This is a genomic window from Clostridia bacterium (assembly GCA_035628995.1).
Lineage (GTDB): Bacteria > Bacillota > Clostridia > Lutisporales > Lutisporaceae > BRH-c25.
The window spans coordinates 128,271-148,939 of sequence record DASPIR010000033.1; the positions used below are offsets into that span (position 1 = coordinate 128,271).

Below are 20,669 nucleotides of genomic sequence, written 5' to 3' on the forward strand. Positions count from 1 at the left end.
GGATTCTAATCGTAATTTCAGCTGTAGTCAACACAAATTAGAAAGAGGTTATCGTCTGACAACGTAACCTCTCTCTAATTTGTAATCCCTTGCTTTTAACTATTCAAAACCTATTTTCATTGCATTAATTTTCATTAATATTTATATCTGCCATTACAACCCCTTTAAATACTCCGTCCTTTTGAATGGGCATGGACACTGATATATTGTAGTTGTTAGAAACAACTGAGATATATTCCTCCGATACAACGGTTTCCCCCAGGGCAGCCCTTGTAAAATAAGGCTTTGCGCTGCAATCCCTGAAATTATCAGGAACTTCAACAGTTGCTGCTGTAAGATAGCCATTGCCGTCAATAATTGCCATAAGTTCTATATATTCAGATTTCTTCTGCTGCTCTTTAAGATACTTCTCTGCTGTTTTCTCGTTCATAACAAGCAGGTTTTCCTTTTGTACCATTTCGTTGAGCAATGCTTGAGCTTTACTGATTTTCCCTTTGATTGCCCCAGTAACCTCAAAGCCCTTCATGAAATTTCCCACAATTGCATCAGATTCTTCAAGCCTCTCCAGGAGCTTTACAATATGCCCGTGCACCGATTCAATAGTTGCCAGCTGCTCCTGTGTTGATGCGCCTATTTCCTCCGATACCGCCGCACTTTGCTGTGTTATGTCGTTTATCTTTTCTATTTCTCTTTCAATGCTGTCAATGTTCTTTATCTGCTCTTTGGTAAGCACTGTTATTTTCTCTGCAGCATGCATGTTTCCGGTCAGTGTATCATTTATTACGTCGGATTTCTTCAATACCTCTGTTGCATATAGCAGATTCTTATCAATAGCATCCGCTTCCTCCTTTATATGGAGAGACAGTTCACTTATCTGTCCTGTTATGCCATCGACCAGCTGCTTGATTTCCTTTGCAGACTGAGAAGAGTCATCAGCAAGTTTTCCTACCTCACCGGCAACCACCGCAAACCCCCTGCCGGCCTCACCCGCTCTGGCCGCTTCTATAGCGGCATTCAAAGCCAGAAGTTGAGTCTGGGCTGCGATTCCTTCTACTGCTTCTGTTATTGAATCTATGGCTCTTATCTTATCATCCAGGCTGCCCAAAGCTGTGAGCACCTTTTTATTGTATTCTTTAGACTCTTCTATTTTGGACCTTATATCTGTAAATTTGCCAAAGCTGTCCTCTATGGTTCCTTTTGTTTCTTTTGCAACGTTAAGGCTTGTCTCTGCGTTTTCGCTGATATCCTTGGCATCTCGTGCAAAGCTCTGTATCATATCCATCATGTTTTGAGTGTATGCTGCCTGATTGCTTACAGACTCTGCAATACTTTGTATCGTCGAGGCTATTTCCCCAGCTGCATATTTGATTGTCTCTGCCTGCTTCTCAACCTCATGGGCATCCTTCATTACTCTCTTGGATACATCTCCGAAAGAAGCGATTAGCCCTCTGATTTTAAACAAAAAGTCATTTATCCTGGATGACAGACGGTCCAACATCTTGATGCGTGTTTTCTTGATGTTTTGGTTCAACTGTCCTTTGTTTATTACTTCAATATTATTTTTGATCTTTCCCGCAGCACTGTTCAGCCATACTAGAAAACCAGCTCCCGAAGCAATCATAAGTGCAATTAGCACAGCAGCCGCTAATTCATTGCTGCGCATCATGAAAAGCGCAGCTCCAAGAACAACGTTAATTAGAATATAACCTGATAATAAACCTGTCATCCAAACCACTCCCTCATTCTTGATTTGTCTTGAGTATGAGCTAGCTGCAGTTCTATTAAATTACAACGAAAGTCACTATTAGCATCACTTAAACTAATTTAATAATATTACAAATAGTTCAAATAATCAATTAAATATTCCACAATAATGCAACATTCAACATGGCAATCTGCAAAAACAATAAATTCCAGTCCGGAGATGCCTTTGCAAAGCTTTTCTCCAGACTGGAATTGGCTAGATTTCTAGTTGAGGCTGTTTTCATAAAGTGACAATATATCATTCACACTTTTCATTGAGTTCTTATCACTTATATATAGCCTGACCTTTCCTGTCAACTTTTTGTTATACCTGATTTTTGTGTTTTTCTTAAAGAAACTGACTATTTGCTTTACCTGCTTTACTTCACTATTATCCAGTTTAATACTTGCAATCATATTGCCACCCCTTTCAATTACTTGAAGAGCCTCTGTTTGTCTGGAACCTGACTCCAGCAGCAACTTCGGGTAAAATAATCCTACCATGTGCATCATCTGGTGTCAATCTCAAAAACTATCCATGCTATATTTAATAATATTATATCATATATCAAATATTGCATGCGGTAACAATATATTCCGCAGCTTCCAAACCCTCAATACTTACAGTTCTGTCATACTCCTCCGGTATTATGATAGTATCGCCCTTATGAGCCAGTATTAGAGAATCCTCAAATCTTAGCACAACAGAGCCGGATATGGTAGTGAACGCCCTGAACCTGCCTGGTTCATAGCTTTGAAATTCTTTATGCTTCAAGCATCTATAGCTGCTCTCAAAATGCTTGCAATTGATTATATTAATAAAGTTATCCTTTAATGAATTATATATATTGGTGATTTGGGGCAGTTTGGCAGAGTAATTGATAGCCTCTGCAGCTTTATCTACATGCAGTTCCCTGCTTTTCCCCTGCAGATCTTTTCTGTCCCAATCATAGATTCTGTAGGTCAAGTCAGAGGGCTGCTGAACCTCATATGCAAGTATCCCTTTGCCCAGGCTGTGCACCGTACCTGCCGGTATATATATGCAATCTCCCTTTCTAACCTTTACATAATTCAGTACCTCAGCTATTGACCCTTTTCCCAGAAGGCTCATGATTTCTGCCTTCTCAACAGGCCTGTTGAACCCATATATTATAAAGGCATCCTCTGAACACTCCAACACTACCCAAGCTTCACTCTTGCCGTTCTTCTCATTTTCAATCTTAAATGCGAATTCGTCATCAGGATGCACTTGCACCGACAGAGTCTCCCTGGCATCTATGAGCTTGATAAGGACAGGAGTGTCCCCTTCAAGAGACCCCGTCTCCCAGCTTTCTCCGATTGTGCTTCCTTGAATACTCTTATTGTATCCACATAATCTGCTTCCCCCCCAAACCCTTTCTACAATCACAGGATTTGTCTTATATGGTCTCACATTTCCTCCTCCCAACAGAACTAAATGCGGGCTAAAGGTCCCTTACTACAATCTATTAAAGTACAAGAAAATGTGAAACCCTTTAATATCAGAATACAATGCCTATGACACAGATTTTATTTATCGATGAATTGTATTGGTGGGGATATGAACAAGCATTGACTCATTTCAACCTAATTAGTATCCTATATATATCAGCAGTGAAGCATAGCTTCACTGAATGGACTGATTAAGGAAACATTTACGCTCCATTGGAATGAAGAATATAAATTGTTTTTCGCGAAATGTATAGGAGGGTATCTTATGGAATTATATGACGCAATTATATATAGAAAGTCCACAAGGAAATACTCCGACCAGAGTCTGACAGATGAGCAGCTTCAAGCTGTAAGGGGTGTTGTTGATACTGCCGAAAGGCTTTATAATAACATAAATTTGGGAATCCACCTGATAGAAAACGGTCAGAAAATACACCAGCTCTTACCAGGTATTATAGGTGGATATGGTAAGGTAAAGGCTCCTTACTACCTTATTATTACTTCAGAGGAAAAAGAGGGTTACCTCCTGAATATCGGATATACCTTGCAGGGAGTGGTGCTTAGGCTTACTACTATGGGACTTGCAACCTGCTGGCTTGGTGGAAATATAAAGAACAACCAGATGAGAGATACGATAGATGTGCCTGAAGGTCAGGTACCGCAGCTTATGATAGCCTTCGGATATCCTGAAAAGGGCAAATCCCCATTCAGGCGGAGTTCCTCTGAGGCAAAAAGAAAGGACGTGTCGGAAATAACCTCTGGCGCTATGGATATAACCTGGAGTCGGATAATTAGTGCAATAAGGCTTGCACCTTCAGCAGTAAATACCCAGCCCTGGCAATTTGCTTTTAAAGAGGGCACAGTCCATGTGTACTCTGTAAAGTCGGGCAATTTCCTAATAAGACGTTTCCTGGATCCCTTCAATTTTATAGATGTCGGAATCGCCCTGTGCCATGCGATGGTTGCTGCCCGGCATTTTTCCAGAAACATACGCTTTACAAAGGATCCCTCTGCTGTAAGCAAGGAGTATGAATATTTGACAACTATTATTGAAGTCTAAAAGACCGGCGGTTTAAATTATACCGCCGGTCTTTTCATCTCATCATTTTTTCAATGGTTTCCAGAAGCTCATCGACTACTTCGGTTTCTCCTGCCTGAATCCTATTGACCAGGCATCCCTTCATGTGGCTCTCAAGTATCAGCCTGCTCACTGACTTCATAGCCGATTGTACAGCTGCTATCTGGTTCAATATGTCATCGCAGTAAATATCCTTCTCCACCATACCTTTAATGCCTCTTACCTGTCCCTCGATACGGTTCAGTCTTGCCACCAGAGAGGATCTCATTTTCTGCGTGCGAGCGGACATCTTATATCCACTTTCATCTTCACAGCTGCTGCAATCCTTCTTCTCCTCATCCATGTAATATCCTCCCTTAATTAAAGGTTAGTTATCCCATTTACATCATAACCTACTTCTTGAATAACCTCTGACAGTTGTGAATCTTGTACATCGCCATCCAGCTCAACAACTGCATTCTTCCCGTTCAGGTCTACCGTCACCTTGATGACTCCCGCCACTTCTTTAAGAGCCTCCTCCACATGCTTTACACAGTGCATACAGCTCATACCTTCGATATTAATCTTCTTTTTCATTTTTATTCCTCCTTCTTAAACTTTTAATTATATTCTCACCTTGCTAAAATGCATACAGATGTAATGTATGCTTCCACATTCTATATTTCTTATAACATAATATTATTATTTAAATAACTATTACTATACCCCCCTTATGTATATTATAGTTTCAGTTTATAACACATCCTTTTATCTGTCAATAGAATAAATGGATACATTTATTCAGACTTGGTAGAGCCTTTCATTAGTGATGTCAATATAGCTGCTGCGGCAAGCACTGACGAAACAGCAAGTGTAAAACTCAGTGCTCCCATAAATGAAGCAACTTCAAGTTTACTGCCTGCAATGCCTTGAGAAGACATCACACTCTTCAAATATCCCAACCGACTGCTGAATAAAGCTCCAGAAACAGCGACCCCCATTACCATTCCCATGTTTCTCATAGTGGCAAGCATGCTGGAGGCTATTCCCCTCCTGTTCCCGGGGACGCTTCCCATGATTGCACTGTTATTCGGGGTCTGGAATAATCCGGAACCAAGCCCTATTATGGCTAAAGTCAGGATTATATAGGCTGTGGTTGAGTCGAAGCTCAGCCTGCTTAAAAGGAATATTCCAAAGGATATCAACCCCATGCCGGCTGAGCTTATATACCTGCTGTCGAACCGATCTGACAATGCTCCGCTTATAGGCGCCACAATCATCATAGTAACAGGCATCGGTATAAGCATTAAGCCTGCCTTTGACGGTGGAAGTCCTTTGAGCTGCATCAGATAAAAAGGCATTAGCAGAGTGACAGAAAACTGAGCCATATAGTTAATAAGGGCAGATACGTTGCTCATTGTGAATAACCTGCTCTTGAAAAGTCCCAAATCCATCATAGGGCTTTTTATTTTATTTTCTATGTATACAAAAAGTAAAAGCAGCAAAACGCCAAAAATAAGTGAAGCTATAATGTAACTGTTGCCCCAGCCATACTTTTCTGTATAGCTTAAGGGTATCAAAATACTCATTAAGGCTAAAAACACAGTAGCAGCACCTGCCACGTCAAAGTTCTGAACCTCGCATAGTGATTGGTTGGGTACTATTTTGTAAACCCAAAAGGTACCTATAATTCCTATAGGAATATTTATAAAGAAAATACTCTGCCAGCCAAAATGTGTGGTCAGGAAACCTCCCAGCACAGGGCCAGTCGTTAAGGCAACAGAGACTGCTACCGCTGTGATGCCAAGGGCTTTTCCTCTTCTGTAAGCAGGAGTGACATCTGTGACAATTGCCGGCCCCATGGACATAAGCATCCCGGCACCTAAAGCCTGAACAGCTCTGAAAGCTATAAGCATGGCTATTGTCGGGGCAACCCCGCATAGCAGTGACCCTATAGTGAATATAACAAACCCGGCTATGTATATTTTCTTATGTCCATACATATCTCCAAGCCTGCCATAAGTCAAAAGCAAGCTGCTTATAACAAGCAAATACGACATTACCACCCATTCAATAATAAAAAGAGGAGCTTTAAAATGGCTGCTTATGCTTGGAAGAGCAATGTTGACAACGCTGGAATCCAGCGCTGACATGAAGGTACCTACTGCAACCGCCAGTAGAATAAGCTTCGCCCTTCTGCCATCAATTTCATCAGAGTCAGTGTCTTTTTTATGTTCAGTGTTTGAGGTCATGGTATTCTCCTCTCTATACCGCTTTGTTCTATATGTAATCAATTCATCTATTATTAATACTAGCATATTAATATATTGAACGCACTTAGAGTATTACATCGGGTATAGTGCGAATTCAATAACAACCAAGGAAACATTTACGCGAAACTTGAAATAATAATGTAAAATGTTTTTCGCGAAATGTATAATAGATGAAAAAGAAGCTGCGAAATTATCCGCAGCTTACTATTACTATTTAACTACTATGTTAACCAATCTGCTTTTTATTACTATTACCTTTAGAACCTGTTTGCCGGCAAGGGCTGCTTTTATTTCAGGATTTGCCATTGCCATATCCTCTATTTCCTTTTCCGCAGTGGACGATATTACTTCTATTTTGCCCTTTACCTTGCCGTTTATCTGTATCGCCAGTTCTACCGTATCCTTGACAAGGGCTTTTTCATCCCATGTCGGCCACTGATGGTTGAATATCGAGTATCCATATCCCAATTCTGCCCACATTTCCTCTGCAAAGTGAGGTGCAAAGGGAGCCAAGAGCTTAAGCAGGTCTGCAACAACGCCTTCAAGATATGGTATGTTCTTGTTTTCCACATCCTGATCATATTTGTACAAAGCGTTGATAAGCTCCATCATCTTGGCAACGGAGGTGTTGAACTGGAATATTTCCGCATCCTTGGACACACCCTTTACAGCCATGTGCCTTACATAATCCAATTCCTTTTCGTCCTTTGATACTTCATTCCTGCTCTTCCGATTTCTAAGCTCAAGTATTCTTTCAACCATTCTTTCCACTCTGCCCAGGAACCTGGATATTGCTTTTATACCATCATCATTCCAAGGCCCTCCGTCTATATAGTTGAAGCCGAAGCACAGGTAGAGTCTGAATACATCAGAACCGAATTCGTCTATATAGGTATCAGGGGATACGACATTGCCTCTGGTTTTGCTCATTTTCTCACCGTCAGGGCCTAGTATTGTGCCCTGATGAACCAAGGAAAGAAACGGTTCGTCAAACTTGAGGTATCCGATATCCCTCAATGCCTTTGTTACAAATCTTGCATAGAGCAGATGCATTGCTGCATGCTCAGCCCCGCCTATATATTTGTCAACCGGCAGCATTTTGTTTATCCATTCCTTATCGAAGGGCTCGTCATTGTTCTTATTGTCAGGATATCTGAGATAATAAAACGAGGAACACACAAAGGTGTCAAGGGTATCAGGGTCTCTATGTGCTGGTTTGCCGCACTTGGGGCAAACTACGTTCATGAATTCATCGCTCTTCTTCAGAGGAGATTCTCCATCCGGAGTGAATTCCACATTGTATGGAAGCATTACCGGCAGATCCTTTTCAGGCACCGGCACTATACCGCACTCCTCGCAGTGTACAACAGGTATTGGAGCTCCCCAATATCTCTGTCTTGATACCAGCCAGTCCCTGAGTCTGAAGTTTATCTTAAGATCACCCTTGCCCACCTTGGCAAGCTCTTCGGTTATTTTCGTCTTTGCGGCTCCAGAGGTTATCCCATCGAATTTGCCGCTGTTTACAAGAACTCCATATTCCGTATAAGGAAGCTTATCGTCTGCATCTCCCACTCCCTTGACTACTCTGTTTATTGGCAGGCTGAACTTTTCAGCAAACTCAAAGTCTCTTTCATCATGGGCCGGAACTGCCATAACACAGCCAGTGCCATAGGTTGCAAGAGCATAGTCAGCTATCCATATCTGAACCCTTTCGCCAGTTATGGGGTGTGCTGCATAAGCGCCTGTAAAAACTCCCGTCTTTTCTCTTGTTGTTGAGAGTCTCTCTATTTCGCTTACTTTTCTTGCATAGTCCTTGTAAGCCTCCACAGTTTCCTTCTGTTCAGGAGTGGTAAGGAGGTTTACAAGCTCCAGCTCAGGAGCAAGCACTACATAGGTAACTCCCATAAGAGTATCTGCTCTTGTGGTAAATACCTTGAAGGATAGGTCCTTGCCTTCTACTTTGAACTCTATTTCTGAGCCCTCTGACCTTCCTATCCAGTTCTTCTGAATTTTCTTTGTCTTTTCCGGCCAATCAAGACCATCTACCATATCTAAAAGTTCTTGTGCATAAGCAGTTATTTTGAAGAACCACTGGGTCAAGTTTCTTCTGGTTACTTCTGTTTCACATCTCTCGCAATGTCCGTCTATTACCTGCTCGTTGGCAAGAACGGTATTGCACTTTGGGCACCAGTTTACAGGTGCTTGCTTTCTGTATGCAAGACCGTTTTCATAAAGCTTCAGGAATACCCATTGAGTCCATTTATAATAATCAGGAGCGCAGGTTACTACCTCGTAATTCCAGTCGAAGGTCGCCCCCATTTCTCTGAGCTGCTGCTCCATGGTGGCTATATTTTTCAAAGTGGAGTCCTGTGGATGTATACCCGTCTTTATTGCGTAGTTTTCCGCGGGGAGTCCAAAGGCATCAAAGCCCATAGGCTGGAATACCTCATACCCCTGCATTCTCTTCATTCTTGCCCAGGAATCACTTGGCCCATAGTTGTACCAATGTCCTACATGAAGCTTTGCTCCTGAGGGATAAGAGAACATTTCCAAGCAATAAAGCTTTTTATCTGCATTTTCAGGATGGAACTTATAGAGCTCTGTTTCTTCCCATTTTTTTTGCCACTTCTTGTCAATGTCTTTAGAATAAGGCATAATAACACTCCTTTCAGATTGAAAAAATAACAAAATAAAAAACTCCATCTCAATAAGAGACGAAGTCTATTCGCGGTACCACTCTTTTTGATTTCTCGGCCTACAATGCCAAAAAATCCACTTCTTCGATGGCGAATTACTACCATCTATCCCTTTAACGGAGGAATGCCGGCTTGCCCTACTAGTACTTCAGGAAGCTGCTCCAGGGTGAGTTCAAAGAATTCATACTGCCGGATTTCACCTTTCTCCAGCTCTCTGTAAGTCATTCATTCTTCTACTATTCCCATTCCTTGCATATAGCGATATTTACGATTTATGTTAGCATGTTTTACAACCTGTGTCAATATTTTTTGGTTCGAGGTTCGAGGTTCGGGGTTCGAGGAATATCAGGGCATTTCTGTTGGGTACGGTTGCACGTAGGTCTAGTATGCCTTCGGAGCCTCACTTTTATACTCGGGTTTAATACCTCGTATCCCCCCGCACCTCGCACCTCGCACCTCGCACCCGTTATTTATATAAATATATTCTGTATATCTTTATTCGGTGTATACTTTTTGCCCTGCCAGGTATCTCTATCCATCATAAGATGCTCAATGGCATTTATTACTTCAAATTTCTTCAGGCTCCATTCTGGACCTATAAGAGTATCTCTTGGTCCGTCGCCGGTTATTCTATGTATTACCATGCTCTCAGGTATCCTTTCAATGCAGTCGACTACCGTCTCGACATAATCCTCCATTGACATCAGCTGAAACTCTCCACGCTGGTGCATCTCTACCAGCTTGGTGTTCTTCAAAAGATGAAGCAGATGCAGTTTTATACCCTGAGTCCCGGTATTAGCTATAAAATCTACCGTCTGAAGCATTTCCTGCTTATTTTCTGCCGGCAGCCCCAGTATTTCATGGGTTACAACCTCTATATTGCGCTTCTTAAGCTCTTTTACTGAAGCTACATATGCATCCAGCCCATAGCCTCTGTTAATGAGCTTGGCTGTCCCTTCATGCATGGTCTGCAAACCTAGCTCCACCCACAAATAAGTCTTGGAATTTATCTCTTCCAGAAGGTCCAGCACATCCATAGGAAGACAGTCTGGTCTGGTTGCCACAGCAATGCCAACCACATCCTCCAGATTAAGAATGGAATAATACCGTTCTCTTAATGTTTCAACAGCAGCATAAGTGTTGGTATATGCCTGAAAATATGCAATATATCTGCCCGCCTTCCATTTCTTGTTCATCATGCTTTTTACTTCATGGAACTGCTCTACAAGATTGCCGGCGGTTCCCGCAAAGTCTCCGGATCCCCTTGGACTGCAGAAAACACAGCCTCCGGTAGATACACTGCCATCCCTGTTCGGACAGGTAAAACCTGCATCCAATGATATCTTGAATACCTTGTCTCCAAACTTTTCCCTCAGAAAGTGATTTAGGGTATGGTACCTCTTTTCGTCCCAGGTTTTTGCCATGCTGTCTCCACCTTTGTGTTTTAATATTAGTATATATCCGAGAATTCAATATTAACCATATCTATACATACACTTGCCTTCTCTTCTGCAGTTGCCGCTATTTCATCGCTATCAACCAGCCATATGGGAAGCTTCACAATAAACTCGCTCCCTTTTCCATATTCACTTTTCACCTCAATTGAGCCGCTATGCATTTCCACAAGCGATTTTACCAGGGAAAGACCTATGCCGCTCCCCTCACATTTTCGTGTGAAGGACTTGTCCACTTGCCTGAATCTCTGGAAAATAAGCTCTTTCATTTCATCTGCTATCCCGATGCCTGTATCCTTAACAGATATGTAAACATAACCATTCTTGCGAAATAATGAGACATTTATAGTGTCCCCTTTGTCTGTGAATTTTACCGCATTGGAGAGGAGATTTAAAAGTACTCTTTTAATTTTATCAGCATCGCAAGCAGTTTCCAGACAAAGGTCCTTTGAATCCAGAGAAAGCTGTACGCCTTTACTCTCAATAAATCTGGAGGCATCTGACAGTATATTCTTTACCATTTGTACCAGATCATGATTCTGCACATGCATCTCTACAAATCCGGAGTCGATTTCAGTAATATATATTAAATTATTAAGCATCCTTAACAGTCTAAAACAGTTCTGCCTCATAATAGTTGTGTACTTTTCCAATTTATCAATGCCTTCAAAAGTATTTTGACCATTTAGAATAAGCTCAAAAAGCTGAAGTGTCCCAATAATTATATTTAGAGGCGTCTTAATCTCGTGAGATATATTTGCAAAAAACTCAGTCTTGATTTTATCATATTCAAGGGTCTCTCTGACAAGCTTCATATTTTCGTCCATCGTATGCTTCATCTCTTCAGTCCGCTTGCGCTCAGAAATATCCCTTGCTACACACATCACTGCATTTTCGCCCCTATAGGGTACTATTGAGGATACTGCTTCAATTTCAATACTCCTGCCATCTAATCGTCTTATCTTCTGCTCGGACATGGACAGTATGTCTTCGCCGTTTATAATACCATTGATGTGCTGCTCCGTCAAAGCTTTTGTGTCCAAATGTATAAAATCAAGAATATCCCCCTTGTAAATACTCTCTCTACTGTTGGCACCAAGCATTTTTACCCCTGCCATATTGGAAAATACAGTTTTGCCGTCCACACTGACAAATATAGCATCAGGACTTAGCTCCACCAGAGTTCTATATCTTTCCTCGCTCTTATGCAGCTCATTCTCCGCATTTACTCTCGCTGTGATATCCCTGAAACTGCACACCCTGCCAATCATATGTCCCTTATCCATCAATGGGGTGGAGAATACTTCATATATTCTTCCATCTGTGAGCTCTGCGGTGTAATGCTCCGTTACAGGAACTTCATATGTGAAGTTCACCCAGGCTTCGAAAATATCAGGCTCTTTGAGCTGCTTCTTGATATGCTTTAGAAGTGCTGTTTCATTGTTTAGACTGTATATATCCCACGGTATACTCCACATCCTGAAATAAAGCTCGTTTGCCTCCAGAACCTGTCTGTTATTGTCAACTACCAATATACCATCATCTGTCGCATTAAGGGTTGCTCTCAGAATTTTTTCCTTTCTTTCGAGCTTTTCCTCCGCTTCCTTATGCATAGTAATATCTCTTGCCAGTGTCACTATCCCCTTTCGTCTTCCGTCCTTATAAAAAATAGGAGTTTTTATTACATCATAGGTTCTTCTTACTCCACCAGATATATTTATTATATCTGTTGACCTGTATATAGAACCCTTTTTCCAGGCCTTTTCATCTGAAGCACTGCACTTTTCGCTTACGACATTATAAGACGGACTTGATCGTGCCAGTTCATGCCTATCCATGCCTTTATAATTTTCTATGTCAAAACCAAATGCATGAAGCATTGAATCATTCATCTCAAGATATCTCCCATTTGCATCCTTGAAAAATATCAAGTCTGGTGTGCCATTAATGAGAGTTCTAAGCACTTCCTCATTTCCCATCATGGAAACTTCTGCGTCTTTTCTTTTATTAATATTAACTATTACTATTATTTTAGCAAGCAGCAATATAAAAATAAAAGATATAACAACTGACCATACAACACTTTTTTTTATCTGATATAATACATCGGAATCATCAAAAAATACCCTTGCATGACTGCTCCCATAGACTGCAGAAAGTGGGAAAAGCCCAGCAATAGCAACGGTCAATATAATTGCAAAAAGAAACCACCTTTTATTCATGCGCTACACTCCCGGATATTATGAATAGCATCATTTCATAAGTTAATATGAAAAAAATGTTTTTCGCGAAACATATAATATAATTATTCCACAGCAACTGAGTTATTTCAATGAACTTCGTCATACAATAAACGACACGAAATTCCATGACAAAAATCGACTTATTCCTGAAGTACTATGCCCAGCCTTTCATACGTCTTATCATCTATAACATTGCTGATTGGGAGCTTGCTGGCCTTCTGAAAACTATTCAAAGCTCTCTCTGTAGACACGCTGTAATAACCACTTAAATGCCCTTTATAATAGCCCTTAAGCTGTAGATTCCTCTGCACCTCCATGACATCGGCCCCTGTATCGCCGGGATGCAGCTCTCTGAAGCCTTTTCCAAAAGGTCCAAAAGGTCCCCCATATATTTCGACAGTCGTCCCATGCTTCACCAGTTTATACAACTCGACTATGTCCCTGTTTCTCATTCTTATGCAGCCGTGGGAGGCCGCTCTTCCAATGCTGCTTGGTTTCGTAGTGCCATGTATCCCATAAACCCCCCAGGGTACATTCAACCCCATCCATCTGCCGCCGAAGCCCTTACCCCAATCTCCCTTTTCTATGACTCTGAATATACCTATTGGAGAGGGATTTTCATTTGTGCCTATTGCTACGCTGAATTTTTTAATTTGCTCTCCGTTTTCGAAAAAATACAGCGTCCGCTTGGTTAGATCAATGAAGATATATAGCCCTTTGCTCTCATTGTACTCTTTCAAGCATGACTCTTCCCAGCGTATATAATCTATTTGAACAGTCTGACTCTTATTTGAATCCATTAGCAGCAAAAGTGTGATGCTAAAGACGAGTATCCCAATAAGGTGAATAAATCTTCTCAACACAATCCCCCCAAAACATTCTATTAATTTATATGAATGCTGGAGGTTTAAAATAACAAGGGCAGTGAAAAGCCATCCTTCAAAACTTTAAAGGATGGCCTTGATCTATCTGGCTGCACTTATATAACTATTCCCATCAAGAGCTATGAGCATTTGCAGTGTCGGATTTTCCCCTGCAAGCCCTACAGCATAAATTGTATAAAACCTGCGGGGCTTTATATTGATATTCGGTACATTCAATATTACCTGGTTCATTCCTGCAGCTCTTGCCTGAAGGGTATACTGTCCCGGGTTTACAGCGATGTAGTTGGTTACTTCCTTGAACTCTACGTCACTAAAGAGCTTTGTACCATTAGGCAGGGTGACATCCACACTTTGTGCATTTGGCGATAAGTGTACAAATCTAATATATGTTTTACCAGGAGGTATAGGCATCAATCTGTCTGCGACAGACAATATACTCAAATTTGGTGCAACTCCTACTCCCGCCACCGTAAGTATGGATCCTGCAGGTACGCTAATATTTGTTGACAATACAGGGTTGGACTTTTGTCCTGTTGGAAATGCACTTATGCGATAGCTGCTCGCAGGCACTGGAAAATACTCTGTGAATTCCTTGTACGACAGGTTTCGAGCTACTAAATTATCATTCGCATATACATCAACGGTTGGTGTATTTGGCGAAGCGTGTAAAAGCCTGATAAAGGGGCTCTTCGCTATCCTACTGTATTGACGGTTGTATGGACAGCATGGCGAACCGAACATATCAAAAACCACCTTTTAATAAAATACAATATATAATAATATATGTAGCTTACTGCCTCTCTGTGAATAGTGGAATAAAAAACCGGATACAAAAAATCGTATCCGGAATTACCGCACTGCAATATCATGCTCTTTTTATAACTTCGCTGCTGCAGCCTCTTTTATAGCTTTTTGATGAGCCGGATCTACTCGGTTCGTACCATGAGTCCTGCTCTTTAGGAAGTGTATGTCAAAATGCCCGCTCATATTGTTATTCTTTATAGTATCAAGATTAGCTCCTCGTCCATAGCCTAAACTCCTGCTGCTTACTGTTACATTAGCAGGCTTGCTGTCAAGGCCGGCATGGGGCATTCCAGCCATTGAAGCTGCCAAACGTCTTCCGTCAACTTCAACTATCACCGGTCTTCTGCTCCAACTAAACTCGCCGCCCCAGATCTCTTTCATAATTTTTGTGTCCTCTTTTGTGAGGGTTTCACAATCAGCATGATTGCCGCCATACGTTCTTTTTATATTAAAGCTTTTGCCGGTTCTGACATCAATGACCTTTGCATTGCTTCCTCTTGCAAATACCTTACTGGCCTGAGTCCACCAGTCCAGCACTTCAATTTTGCCTTTGCTGTCTGTTTCAACAGGTTCTTGGCTTTTCTCTTCACTCTCAGAAGCTGCTGCACTGTCTGGCTCAATTGCCTCAACCGCTTCTATTCTGGAAGTCTTGCTGTTTGATGCTGTACTTCCACCTCTGCTGCTTGCAGCTGCAGTGGCATAATGGCTGAGAATCCTTGTCTCTGTTTCTTTGTCAATAACTCCTGTTGATTTCATGCCATATTTCTTTTGAAATTCTTTTACTGCAGCTGATGTCAGCTTACCGTACAACCCATCGATTTTTCCTTTGTAAATGTCCATTTTATTAAGTATCGTCTGAACTTTCTTAAGTACCTCTTTTTCAGCAGCACTCTGTACTTTGCTTTTTGAGTTTCTACTGCTTGTCCCAGTGCTGTAAAGAGCTTTTGTCGTTTGCGGTCCAAAAGTTCCTGTGGTGCTTATGCCTTTTTTTGCTTGGAACTTTTTAACCGCTGCTTTCGTCTCACTTCCGAAGTAACCTGTAGCTTTTCCGCTGAAGTAACCCAGTTTCTTAAGCTCTGTCTGGAGCTTTGTAACTTCAGATCCCTTGCTTCCAAACTTCAAAGTATCTGCAAAAGTGACTGATGTCAAAGAAATAATTAACACCATCAAAAAAATAAAAAGTTTACCCTTCTTCATTTGCTCTCCTCTCGCAGCTTACGAGGTTAGTTGACGGATTCGGACTGAGAGTTCGCCCTAAGGATTCAGCTGCATTGCCACATCCTATTCACCCCAAAGAAATCCCCCGTTCCTGAACAAAAATATCAGGATTCAGCCTAACAATATTTATGTAGCATCAATTGCAGTACGGTATGTCATAAGTTTACATAATCAATACCATTTTTTCAATGGAACTATATCCCATGCCATAATGTGGGGATTAAATTGGCAAATATTTATTGTCAAAACACATATATTCGACCTTCTGAATAGAATGAATATATAAAATATAATGGCGGGTGAAATGGATGTTTGTAAAATATAACACAAATTATAGCGAGCTCATTGTCGGCGCCGATTCTAAAATACCCCTTTCCAACGGTCAAATGGTCACTTCAATAAATTTCGACAATGCTGCCACAACCCCACCCTTTTCATCTGTACTCCAGTCAGTAGTGAGCTTTGCGCCTTGGTATTCTTCAATACATAGAGGAACAGGCTATAAATCTCAATACTCCTCGGAGATATATGAAAAGTCCAGAGCGGTAATAAGAGATTTTGTCAAAGCCGATTCGAGCAACACGGTAGTTTTTGTAAAAAATACCTCCGAGGCAATAAACAAGCTTTCATATAGGCTTTATCACAAAAACAAGCACAGCGTGATTCTTTCTACGCATATGGAACACCATTCCAATGATTTGCCCTGGAGGAACAAATATGACGTCGATTACATTAATGTAGATGAGAACGGAAGGCTCTCAATGCACGACCTTGAAAAAAAGCTCCGAAAGTATAAAAAAAATGTTGCACTGGTTACTGTAACGGGAGCTTCCAATGTAACAGGCTATAAGAATCCTATCCATGATATTGCTGAGCTTGTCCATAAGTTTGATGCAAGGGTTATGGTTGACGCAGCTCAGCTAATAGGTCACTCCTGCGTGGATATGAAGCCTGATTACTCCAGTCAGCATATTGACTATATTGTATTTTCTGCTCATAAAATGTATGCACCTTTTGGCGCTGGGGTTCTTATAGGTCCTGAATGTGCTTTTGAAAAAGGAGAACCTGAATATAGCGGCGGCGGTACAATTGACATTGTCACCCACGATCTTGTTAAATGGGCGGCGCCGCCTCACAAGGATGAAGCTGGGACCCCAAACATAATGGGTGTTGTAGCTCTTTGCGAAGCAGTCAGAACACTTAATTCCATAGGTATGGAGAATCTGGAGGCTTATGAGAGCAGTCTAGCCGAATATGCACTTGCAAGACTGGCAGAAATACCCGGATTAGAACTGTATTGTGATAATGACATAAGGGATAGGGTTGGCATCATACCCTTTAACATTTCTGGTATACATCATCAGATAGTAGCTGCTGCATTGTCTGCCGAATCAGGTATATCGGTAAGAAACGGCTGTTTCTGTGCACAGCCCTACGTTCAAAGGCTTATGAAAATACCCCGCAATGAAATAAGAAGACGCATTAAGAATCCATCGCTGCCTCGTTCCGGAATGGTCAGACTGAGCTTTGGACTATATAATAATTATGACGAGATTGATGTTCTTGTGCAGAAGCTGAGTGAGATATCAAACCACAAGGAAGAGTATCTGGAAAGGTATGACGGAGAAATGGCACCGCATGATTAATGTATTACTTCCCTGCTTTCTGGATAGAATACAGGATAATCTATAGTCAATAATAGGGAGGTATTTATATATTGAGCAAACGAATGAACATACTCATGTTCAGCGGTGAGTATGATAAGGCTATGGCGGCACTTATACTTGCTAATACGGCGAGAGAAATGCAGGTAGAGGTTACTATGTTCTTTACCTTTTGGGGACTCTTTCTTGTAAGAGATCCTGAAAAGTTTTCAGCAGAGGATAAAACAACTTATGAAAAAATGTTTGGAGCAGTTACACCTAAGGGACCGGAGCAACTCCCCCTCTCTCGTATGAATATAGCTGGCATCGGCAAGAAAATGCTTCTTGAGATGATAGATGACGACAGTGCCCCCCATCTTATAGACTTCCTCAAAGGTGCAATAAAGAAGGGTGTAAAGTTCTATGGCTGCAAGCTCTCAATGGAAATAATGGGGCTTAAGCAAGAAGAAATGATTCCTGAATTGGAGGTAATAGAAGCGAAGGAATATCTCAAGGATGCTTTGGAATCAGATATGCAGTTGTTTATATAAAAAAACAAGGAAGGGCATGAATGCCCTTCTATTTTTGTGCAGCCTCAGTCAATTTATTAATCCGCTCAGTAATCTTATCATTTTCTTCGAGCATGCCATTATACTGATTCTCCAGTTCACTTAGCTCCGCATCCAAACTGGCCAATTCAGCCTCCTTAATAGTGATTTCCTCCTCTAGTGTGTAAATATATCTTTTTAAATCTTCCCTGCGCTCCTGCAGATCGGAATCCAACTGCAAAGGTATAACTATAGGCATTATGCACAAAACAACCATTACAAGAAGCTTCAATAATCGCACCCCTCTCTAGGTCGAAAATAATTCGACTATTCATTATCGATTATAAACGAGTTAATAAAAAAAGGGTACTGAAACATGTCCATAAACTATAAAACTATATTACAAATTATGCTGTCACTATTACTTTTTTCATCTAAATATACAAATTTTTTATATTATAATGCGGCTTCCAAATCTACTTGATCTTCACCTTGTATTCTCTCATCCAGGTATCTATCTGTATGAAATAGGCCAAAAGCTGCGGTCCTCTCATCAGCTGTCCGTACCATGGCTTTCCAAAAGCTATGCCACCACTATTAACAATCTCATTTACCAATTTAGCATTTACAAGTTGAAGCAGAGGCGACTCTTTATCAGCCATTATTTCAGTCATCTTTTTCTGTACTGCACTTAGATATTCCGGATTGTGCGTCTTTGGGTAGGGACTCTTTTTTCTATTTAGAATATCCTCGGGCAATATTCCTTTGAGTGCCCTCCGCAAAAGACCTTTTTCCCTCTGATCGCAATACTTGATGCTCCAAGGTATATTGTAAGCATATTCTACAATTCTATAATCAGCAAAGGGAACCCTTACCTCAAGGCTATTGGACATGCTCATCCGGTCTTTTCTATTTAAGAGTGTTATCATTTGCCATTTGAGGTTCAGATAGAACATTTCCCTCATCCTATCCTCCGTTTTGCTCTCCCCTTCAAGTCTTGGTACTTCTTTTATGGTTTCGTAATATTTTTCCTGAATGTAGTCTTCTAAAGCAAGCCCCTGAAAATCGCCTGACAATATGCTCTTACGCTCCTGAATCGCTTCAGACCAAGGAAAAGTGCTGCTGTTAATGAGTTCCGGCTTGGTATACCAAGGATAGCCCCCGAATATCTCATCTGCACATTCACCGGAAACTGCCACTGTTGCATCCTTTCGAACCTCTTTACAGAAAAGATATAGTGACGAATCAATATCTGCCATACCAGGAAGGTCATTGGCAAGTACAGCCTCTTTAAGCGAAGATACCAGCTGTCCAGTATCAATATATATAGTTTTGTGGTTGCTTCCTATGAATTCCGACATTTTATTAGCCCACTGACTGTCTGAATTGGGTTGGTAATCGTCCGCCTTAAAAAAAAGCTCATTGTCCACATAGTCAATAGCATAGGTATTCAATACCTCTTTCCCATGCTTCCTAAAATAATCAGCAGCCACTGCAGAAATTGCACTTGAATCAAGACCTCCTGAAAGGAAGGTACATACAGGAACATCGGAAACCATTTGCCTTTCAATGGCATCTACCAGCAACATCCTCGTCTTTTCCACCGTCGTATCAAAATCATCAGTATGTGGCTCTGCTGTGAGCTGCCAATATTGTTCCAATTTAATTCCTCGGGAGTTATATGTCAAGCAGTGGGCAGGAGGTATTTCCTTCATACCCCTGAATACCCCACATCCGGGAGACCTTGCAGGTCCCAAGCCGAATATCTCCATTATACCTGTTTCATCCAGTACCGGCTCTACCTCAGGATGTGGCAAAATAGCTTTTATTTCAGAACCAAAGATTAAGGAACCGTTCACTTGCGTATAGAATAATGGTTTTACCCCCAGAGGGTCTCTGGCTGCAAATAGGGTTCTCTTGTTCTTATCCCATATCCCGAAGGCGTAGATCCCATTGAACCTTTTCAGGCAGTCTACTCCCCACTCCACATAAGAGACAAGCAACACCTCTGTATCTGAGTATGACTTGAAATGATGGCCCTTGGCACGCAGTTCAGATCTCAGCTCATCGGTATTGTAAAGCTCCCCATTATATACCAAGGTATAGCTGTTCCCCTCTACCCAGCGTGTCATTGGCTGCCCCCCGCCCTCTGGATCGACAACCACCAGGCGTCTGTGACCCAGAAGTGCATTTCGCGACGTGTATATTCCTGAGTCATCAGGTCCTCTTTTACTTAAGGTCGCTGTCATTTTCTCTATGGTTTCTCTCTCATTCATTAGATCTCTTTCCGTATTGACCCATCCGACAAATCCGCACATAGTGCTCCTCCTTAATGAGTTTTGTTATCACCTAATTAATACAGATTATGAATCGATAGTGTAAATGTTACAGGTAAATAAAAAGAAGAAGCTCTAGAGCTTCTGGGATAACTGGAAAACATCCAAATAAGAACAGCCATGTCATAGCCACATATGAGTATACGTAGAAGAATGTGACACAAAGGAACGTGTACCACTGAACACACGGATGTTCCACGGATTCCTACGGAATTGCACGGTTAATTTACATAATAATAGCGACATTATAGAGTTTTGATACTTACTTCATTATCGGTTATTACTTATGCTTCAGAATAC

Annotated in this window: 17 protein-coding genes, 1 riboswitch and 1 other annotated feature; of the genes, 3 read left to right on the plus strand and 14 right to left on the minus strand. The window is 41.3% G+C overall.

Annotation, left to right across the window (positions count from 1 at the left end; all coding sequences use genetic code 11):
* Positions 1-124: 124 nt before the first annotated feature.
* The 3 genes from VEB00_14930 to VEB00_14940 form a co-directional block, all read right to left on the minus strand.
* Positions 125-1,726: a methyl-accepting chemotaxis protein gene (locus VEB00_14930; GenBank protein ID HYF84312.1), complete on the minus strand. Its 1,602-nt coding sequence runs from the start codon at positions 1,724-1,726 to the stop codon at positions 125-127.
* A gap of 242 nt (positions 1,727-1,968) precedes the next feature.
* A complete protein-coding gene (locus VEB00_14935) occupies positions 1,969-2,247 on the minus strand; it encodes a hypothetical protein (protein HYF84313.1) in 279 nt (92 codons plus the stop codon).
* A 64-nt stretch (positions 2,248-2,311) separates the two neighbouring features.
* A complete protein-coding gene (locus tag VEB00_14940) occupies positions 2,312-3,175 on the minus strand; it encodes a class I mannose-6-phosphate isomerase (protein ID HYF84314.1) in 864 nt (287 codons plus the stop codon).
* Positions 3,176-3,478: 303 nt separating this feature from the next.
* Here VEB00_14940 and VEB00_14945 point away from each other — a divergent pair, with 303 nt between their 5' ends.
* On the plus strand, positions 3,479-4,273 hold the full coding sequence (locus VEB00_14945) for a nitroreductase family protein (protein ID HYF84315.1): 795 nt from the start codon (positions 3,479-3,481) through the stop codon (positions 4,271-4,273).
* 34 nt (positions 4,274-4,307) lie between these two features.
* Here VEB00_14945 and VEB00_14950 read toward each other — a convergent pair whose 3' ends face one another.
* From VEB00_14950 to VEB00_14990, 9 genes are all read right to left on the minus strand, one after another.
* Positions 4,308-4,634: a metal-sensitive transcriptional regulator gene (locus VEB00_14950; protein ID HYF84316.1), complete on the minus strand. Its 327-nt coding sequence runs from the start codon at positions 4,632-4,634 to the stop codon at positions 4,308-4,310.
* Between the two features lie 17 nt (positions 4,635-4,651).
* Entirely contained in the window at positions 4,652-4,867 is a 216-nt protein-coding gene (locus VEB00_14955) for a copper ion binding protein (GenBank protein HYF84317.1), read from the minus strand.
* Between the two features lie 200 nt (positions 4,868-5,067).
* A complete protein-coding gene (locus VEB00_14960) occupies positions 5,068-6,522 on the minus strand; it encodes an MFS transporter (GenBank protein HYF84318.1) in 1,455 nt (484 codons plus the stop codon).
* Between the two features lie 231 nt (positions 6,523-6,753).
* Entirely contained in the window at positions 6,754-9,198 is a 2,445-nt protein-coding gene (gene leuS / locus VEB00_14965) for a leucine--tRNA ligase (GenBank protein HYF84319.1), read from the minus strand.
* Positions 9,199-9,250: 52 nt separating this feature from the next.
* Positions 9,251-9,498 (minus strand) — a binding site (T-box leader).
* Between the two features lie 211 nt (positions 9,499-9,709).
* Complete coding sequence (locus VEB00_14970; GenBank protein ID HYF84320.1) at positions 9,710-10,663, minus strand: TIGR01212 family radical SAM protein; 954 nt, start codon at positions 10,661-10,663, stop codon at positions 9,710-9,712.
* Between the two features lie 26 nt (positions 10,664-10,689).
* Positions 10,690-12,915 carry a PAS domain S-box protein gene (locus VEB00_14975; GenBank protein ID HYF84321.1) on the minus strand — a complete coding sequence of 742 codons (2,226 nt, stop codon included), beginning with the start codon at positions 12,913-12,915 and terminating at the stop codon, positions 10,690-10,692.
* Between the two features lie 161 nt (positions 12,916-13,076).
* Complete coding sequence (locus VEB00_14980) at positions 13,077-13,796, minus strand: L,D-transpeptidase family protein (protein HYF84322.1); 720 nt, start codon at positions 13,794-13,796, stop codon at positions 13,077-13,079.
* A 105-nt stretch (positions 13,797-13,901) separates the two neighbouring features.
* Positions 13,902-14,561, minus strand: coding sequence for a DUF4397 domain-containing protein (locus tag VEB00_14985; protein ID HYF84323.1), 660 nt, complete (start codon positions 14,559-14,561; stop codon positions 13,902-13,904).
* A gap of 135 nt (positions 14,562-14,696) precedes the next feature.
* Positions 14,697-15,821 carry a peptidoglycan-binding protein gene (locus VEB00_14990; GenBank protein ID HYF84324.1) on the minus strand — a complete coding sequence of 375 codons (1,125 nt, stop codon included), beginning with the start codon at positions 15,819-15,821 and terminating at the stop codon, positions 14,697-14,699.
* Positions 15,822-15,969, minus strand: a riboswitch (cyclic di-AMP (ydaO/yuaA leader).
* Between the two features lie 181 nt (positions 15,970-16,150).
* Here VEB00_14990 and VEB00_14995 point away from each other — a divergent pair.
* Positions 16,151-17,488, plus strand: a complete 1,338-nt coding sequence (locus VEB00_14995; GenBank protein HYF84325.1) for an aminotransferase class V-fold PLP-dependent enzyme — start codon at positions 16,151-16,153, stop codon at positions 17,486-17,488.
* Positions 17,489-17,559: 71 nt separating this feature from the next.
* A complete protein-coding gene (locus tag VEB00_15000) occupies positions 17,560-18,036 on the plus strand; it encodes a DsrE/DsrF/DrsH-like family protein (protein HYF84326.1) in 477 nt (158 codons plus the stop codon).
* Between the two features lie 28 nt (positions 18,037-18,064).
* On the opposite strand, the gene VEB00_15005 is transcribed toward VEB00_15000, so the two are convergent.
* The gene (locus VEB00_15005) at positions 18,065-18,325 is read right to left on the minus strand and encodes a hypothetical protein (GenBank protein ID HYF84327.1); all 261 of its coding nucleotides are present in this window, start codon (positions 18,323-18,325) and stop codon (positions 18,065-18,067) included.
* 184 nt (positions 18,326-18,509) lie between these two features.
* A complete protein-coding gene (asnB, locus tag VEB00_15010) occupies positions 18,510-20,351 on the minus strand; it encodes an asparagine synthase (glutamine-hydrolyzing) (protein HYF84328.1) in 1,842 nt (613 codons plus the stop codon).
* Between the last annotated feature and the right edge of the window lie 318 nt (positions 20,352-20,669).

Bases quoted from the DNA above. Each gene is read 5' to 3' on its own strand.
- VEB00_14930 (HYF84312.1), bottom strand. From the start codon at position 1,726: ATGACAGGTTTATTATCAGGTTATATTCTAATTAACGTTGTTCTTGGA.
- VEB00_14935 (HYF84313.1), bottom strand. From the start codon at position 2,247: ATGGTAGGATTATTTTACCCGAAGTTGCTGCTGGAGTCAGGTTCCAGA.
- VEB00_14945 (HYF84315.1), top strand. From the start codon at position 3,479: ATGGAATTATATGACGCAATTATATATAGAAAGTCCACAAGGAAATAC.
- VEB00_14950 (HYF84316.1), bottom strand. From the start codon at position 4,634: ATGGATGAGGAGAAGAAGGATTGCAGCAGCTGTGAAGATGAAAGTGGA.
- VEB00_14955 (HYF84317.1), bottom strand. From the start codon at position 4,867: ATGAAAAAGAAGATTAATATCGAAGGTATGAGCTGTATGCACTGTGTA.
- VEB00_14960 (HYF84318.1), bottom strand. From the start codon at position 6,522: ATGACCTCAAACACTGAACATAAAAAAGACACTGACTCTGATGAAATT.
- leuS (HYF84319.1), bottom strand. From the start codon at position 9,198: ATGCCTTATTCTAAAGACATTGACAAGAAGTGGCAAAAAAAATGGGAA.
- VEB00_14970 (HYF84320.1), bottom strand. From the start codon at position 10,663: ATGGCAAAAACCTGGGACGAAAAGAGGTACCATACCCTAAATCACTTT.
- VEB00_14975 (HYF84321.1), bottom strand. From the start codon at position 12,915: ATGAATAAAAGGTGGTTTCTTTTTGCAATTATATTGACCGTTGCTATT.
- VEB00_14985 (HYF84323.1), bottom strand. From the start codon at position 14,561: ATGTTCGGTTCGCCATGCTGTCCATACAACCGTCAATACAGTAGGATA.
- VEB00_14990 (HYF84324.1), bottom strand. From the start codon at position 15,821: ATGAAGAAGGGTAAACTTTTTATTTTTTTGATGGTGTTAATTATTTCT.
- VEB00_14995 (HYF84325.1), top strand. From the start codon at position 16,151: ATGTTTGTAAAATATAACACAAATTATAGCGAGCTCATTGTCGGCGCC.
- asnB (HYF84328.1), bottom strand. From the start codon at position 20,351: ATGTGCGGATTTGTCGGATGGGTCAATACGGAAAGAGATCTAATGAAT.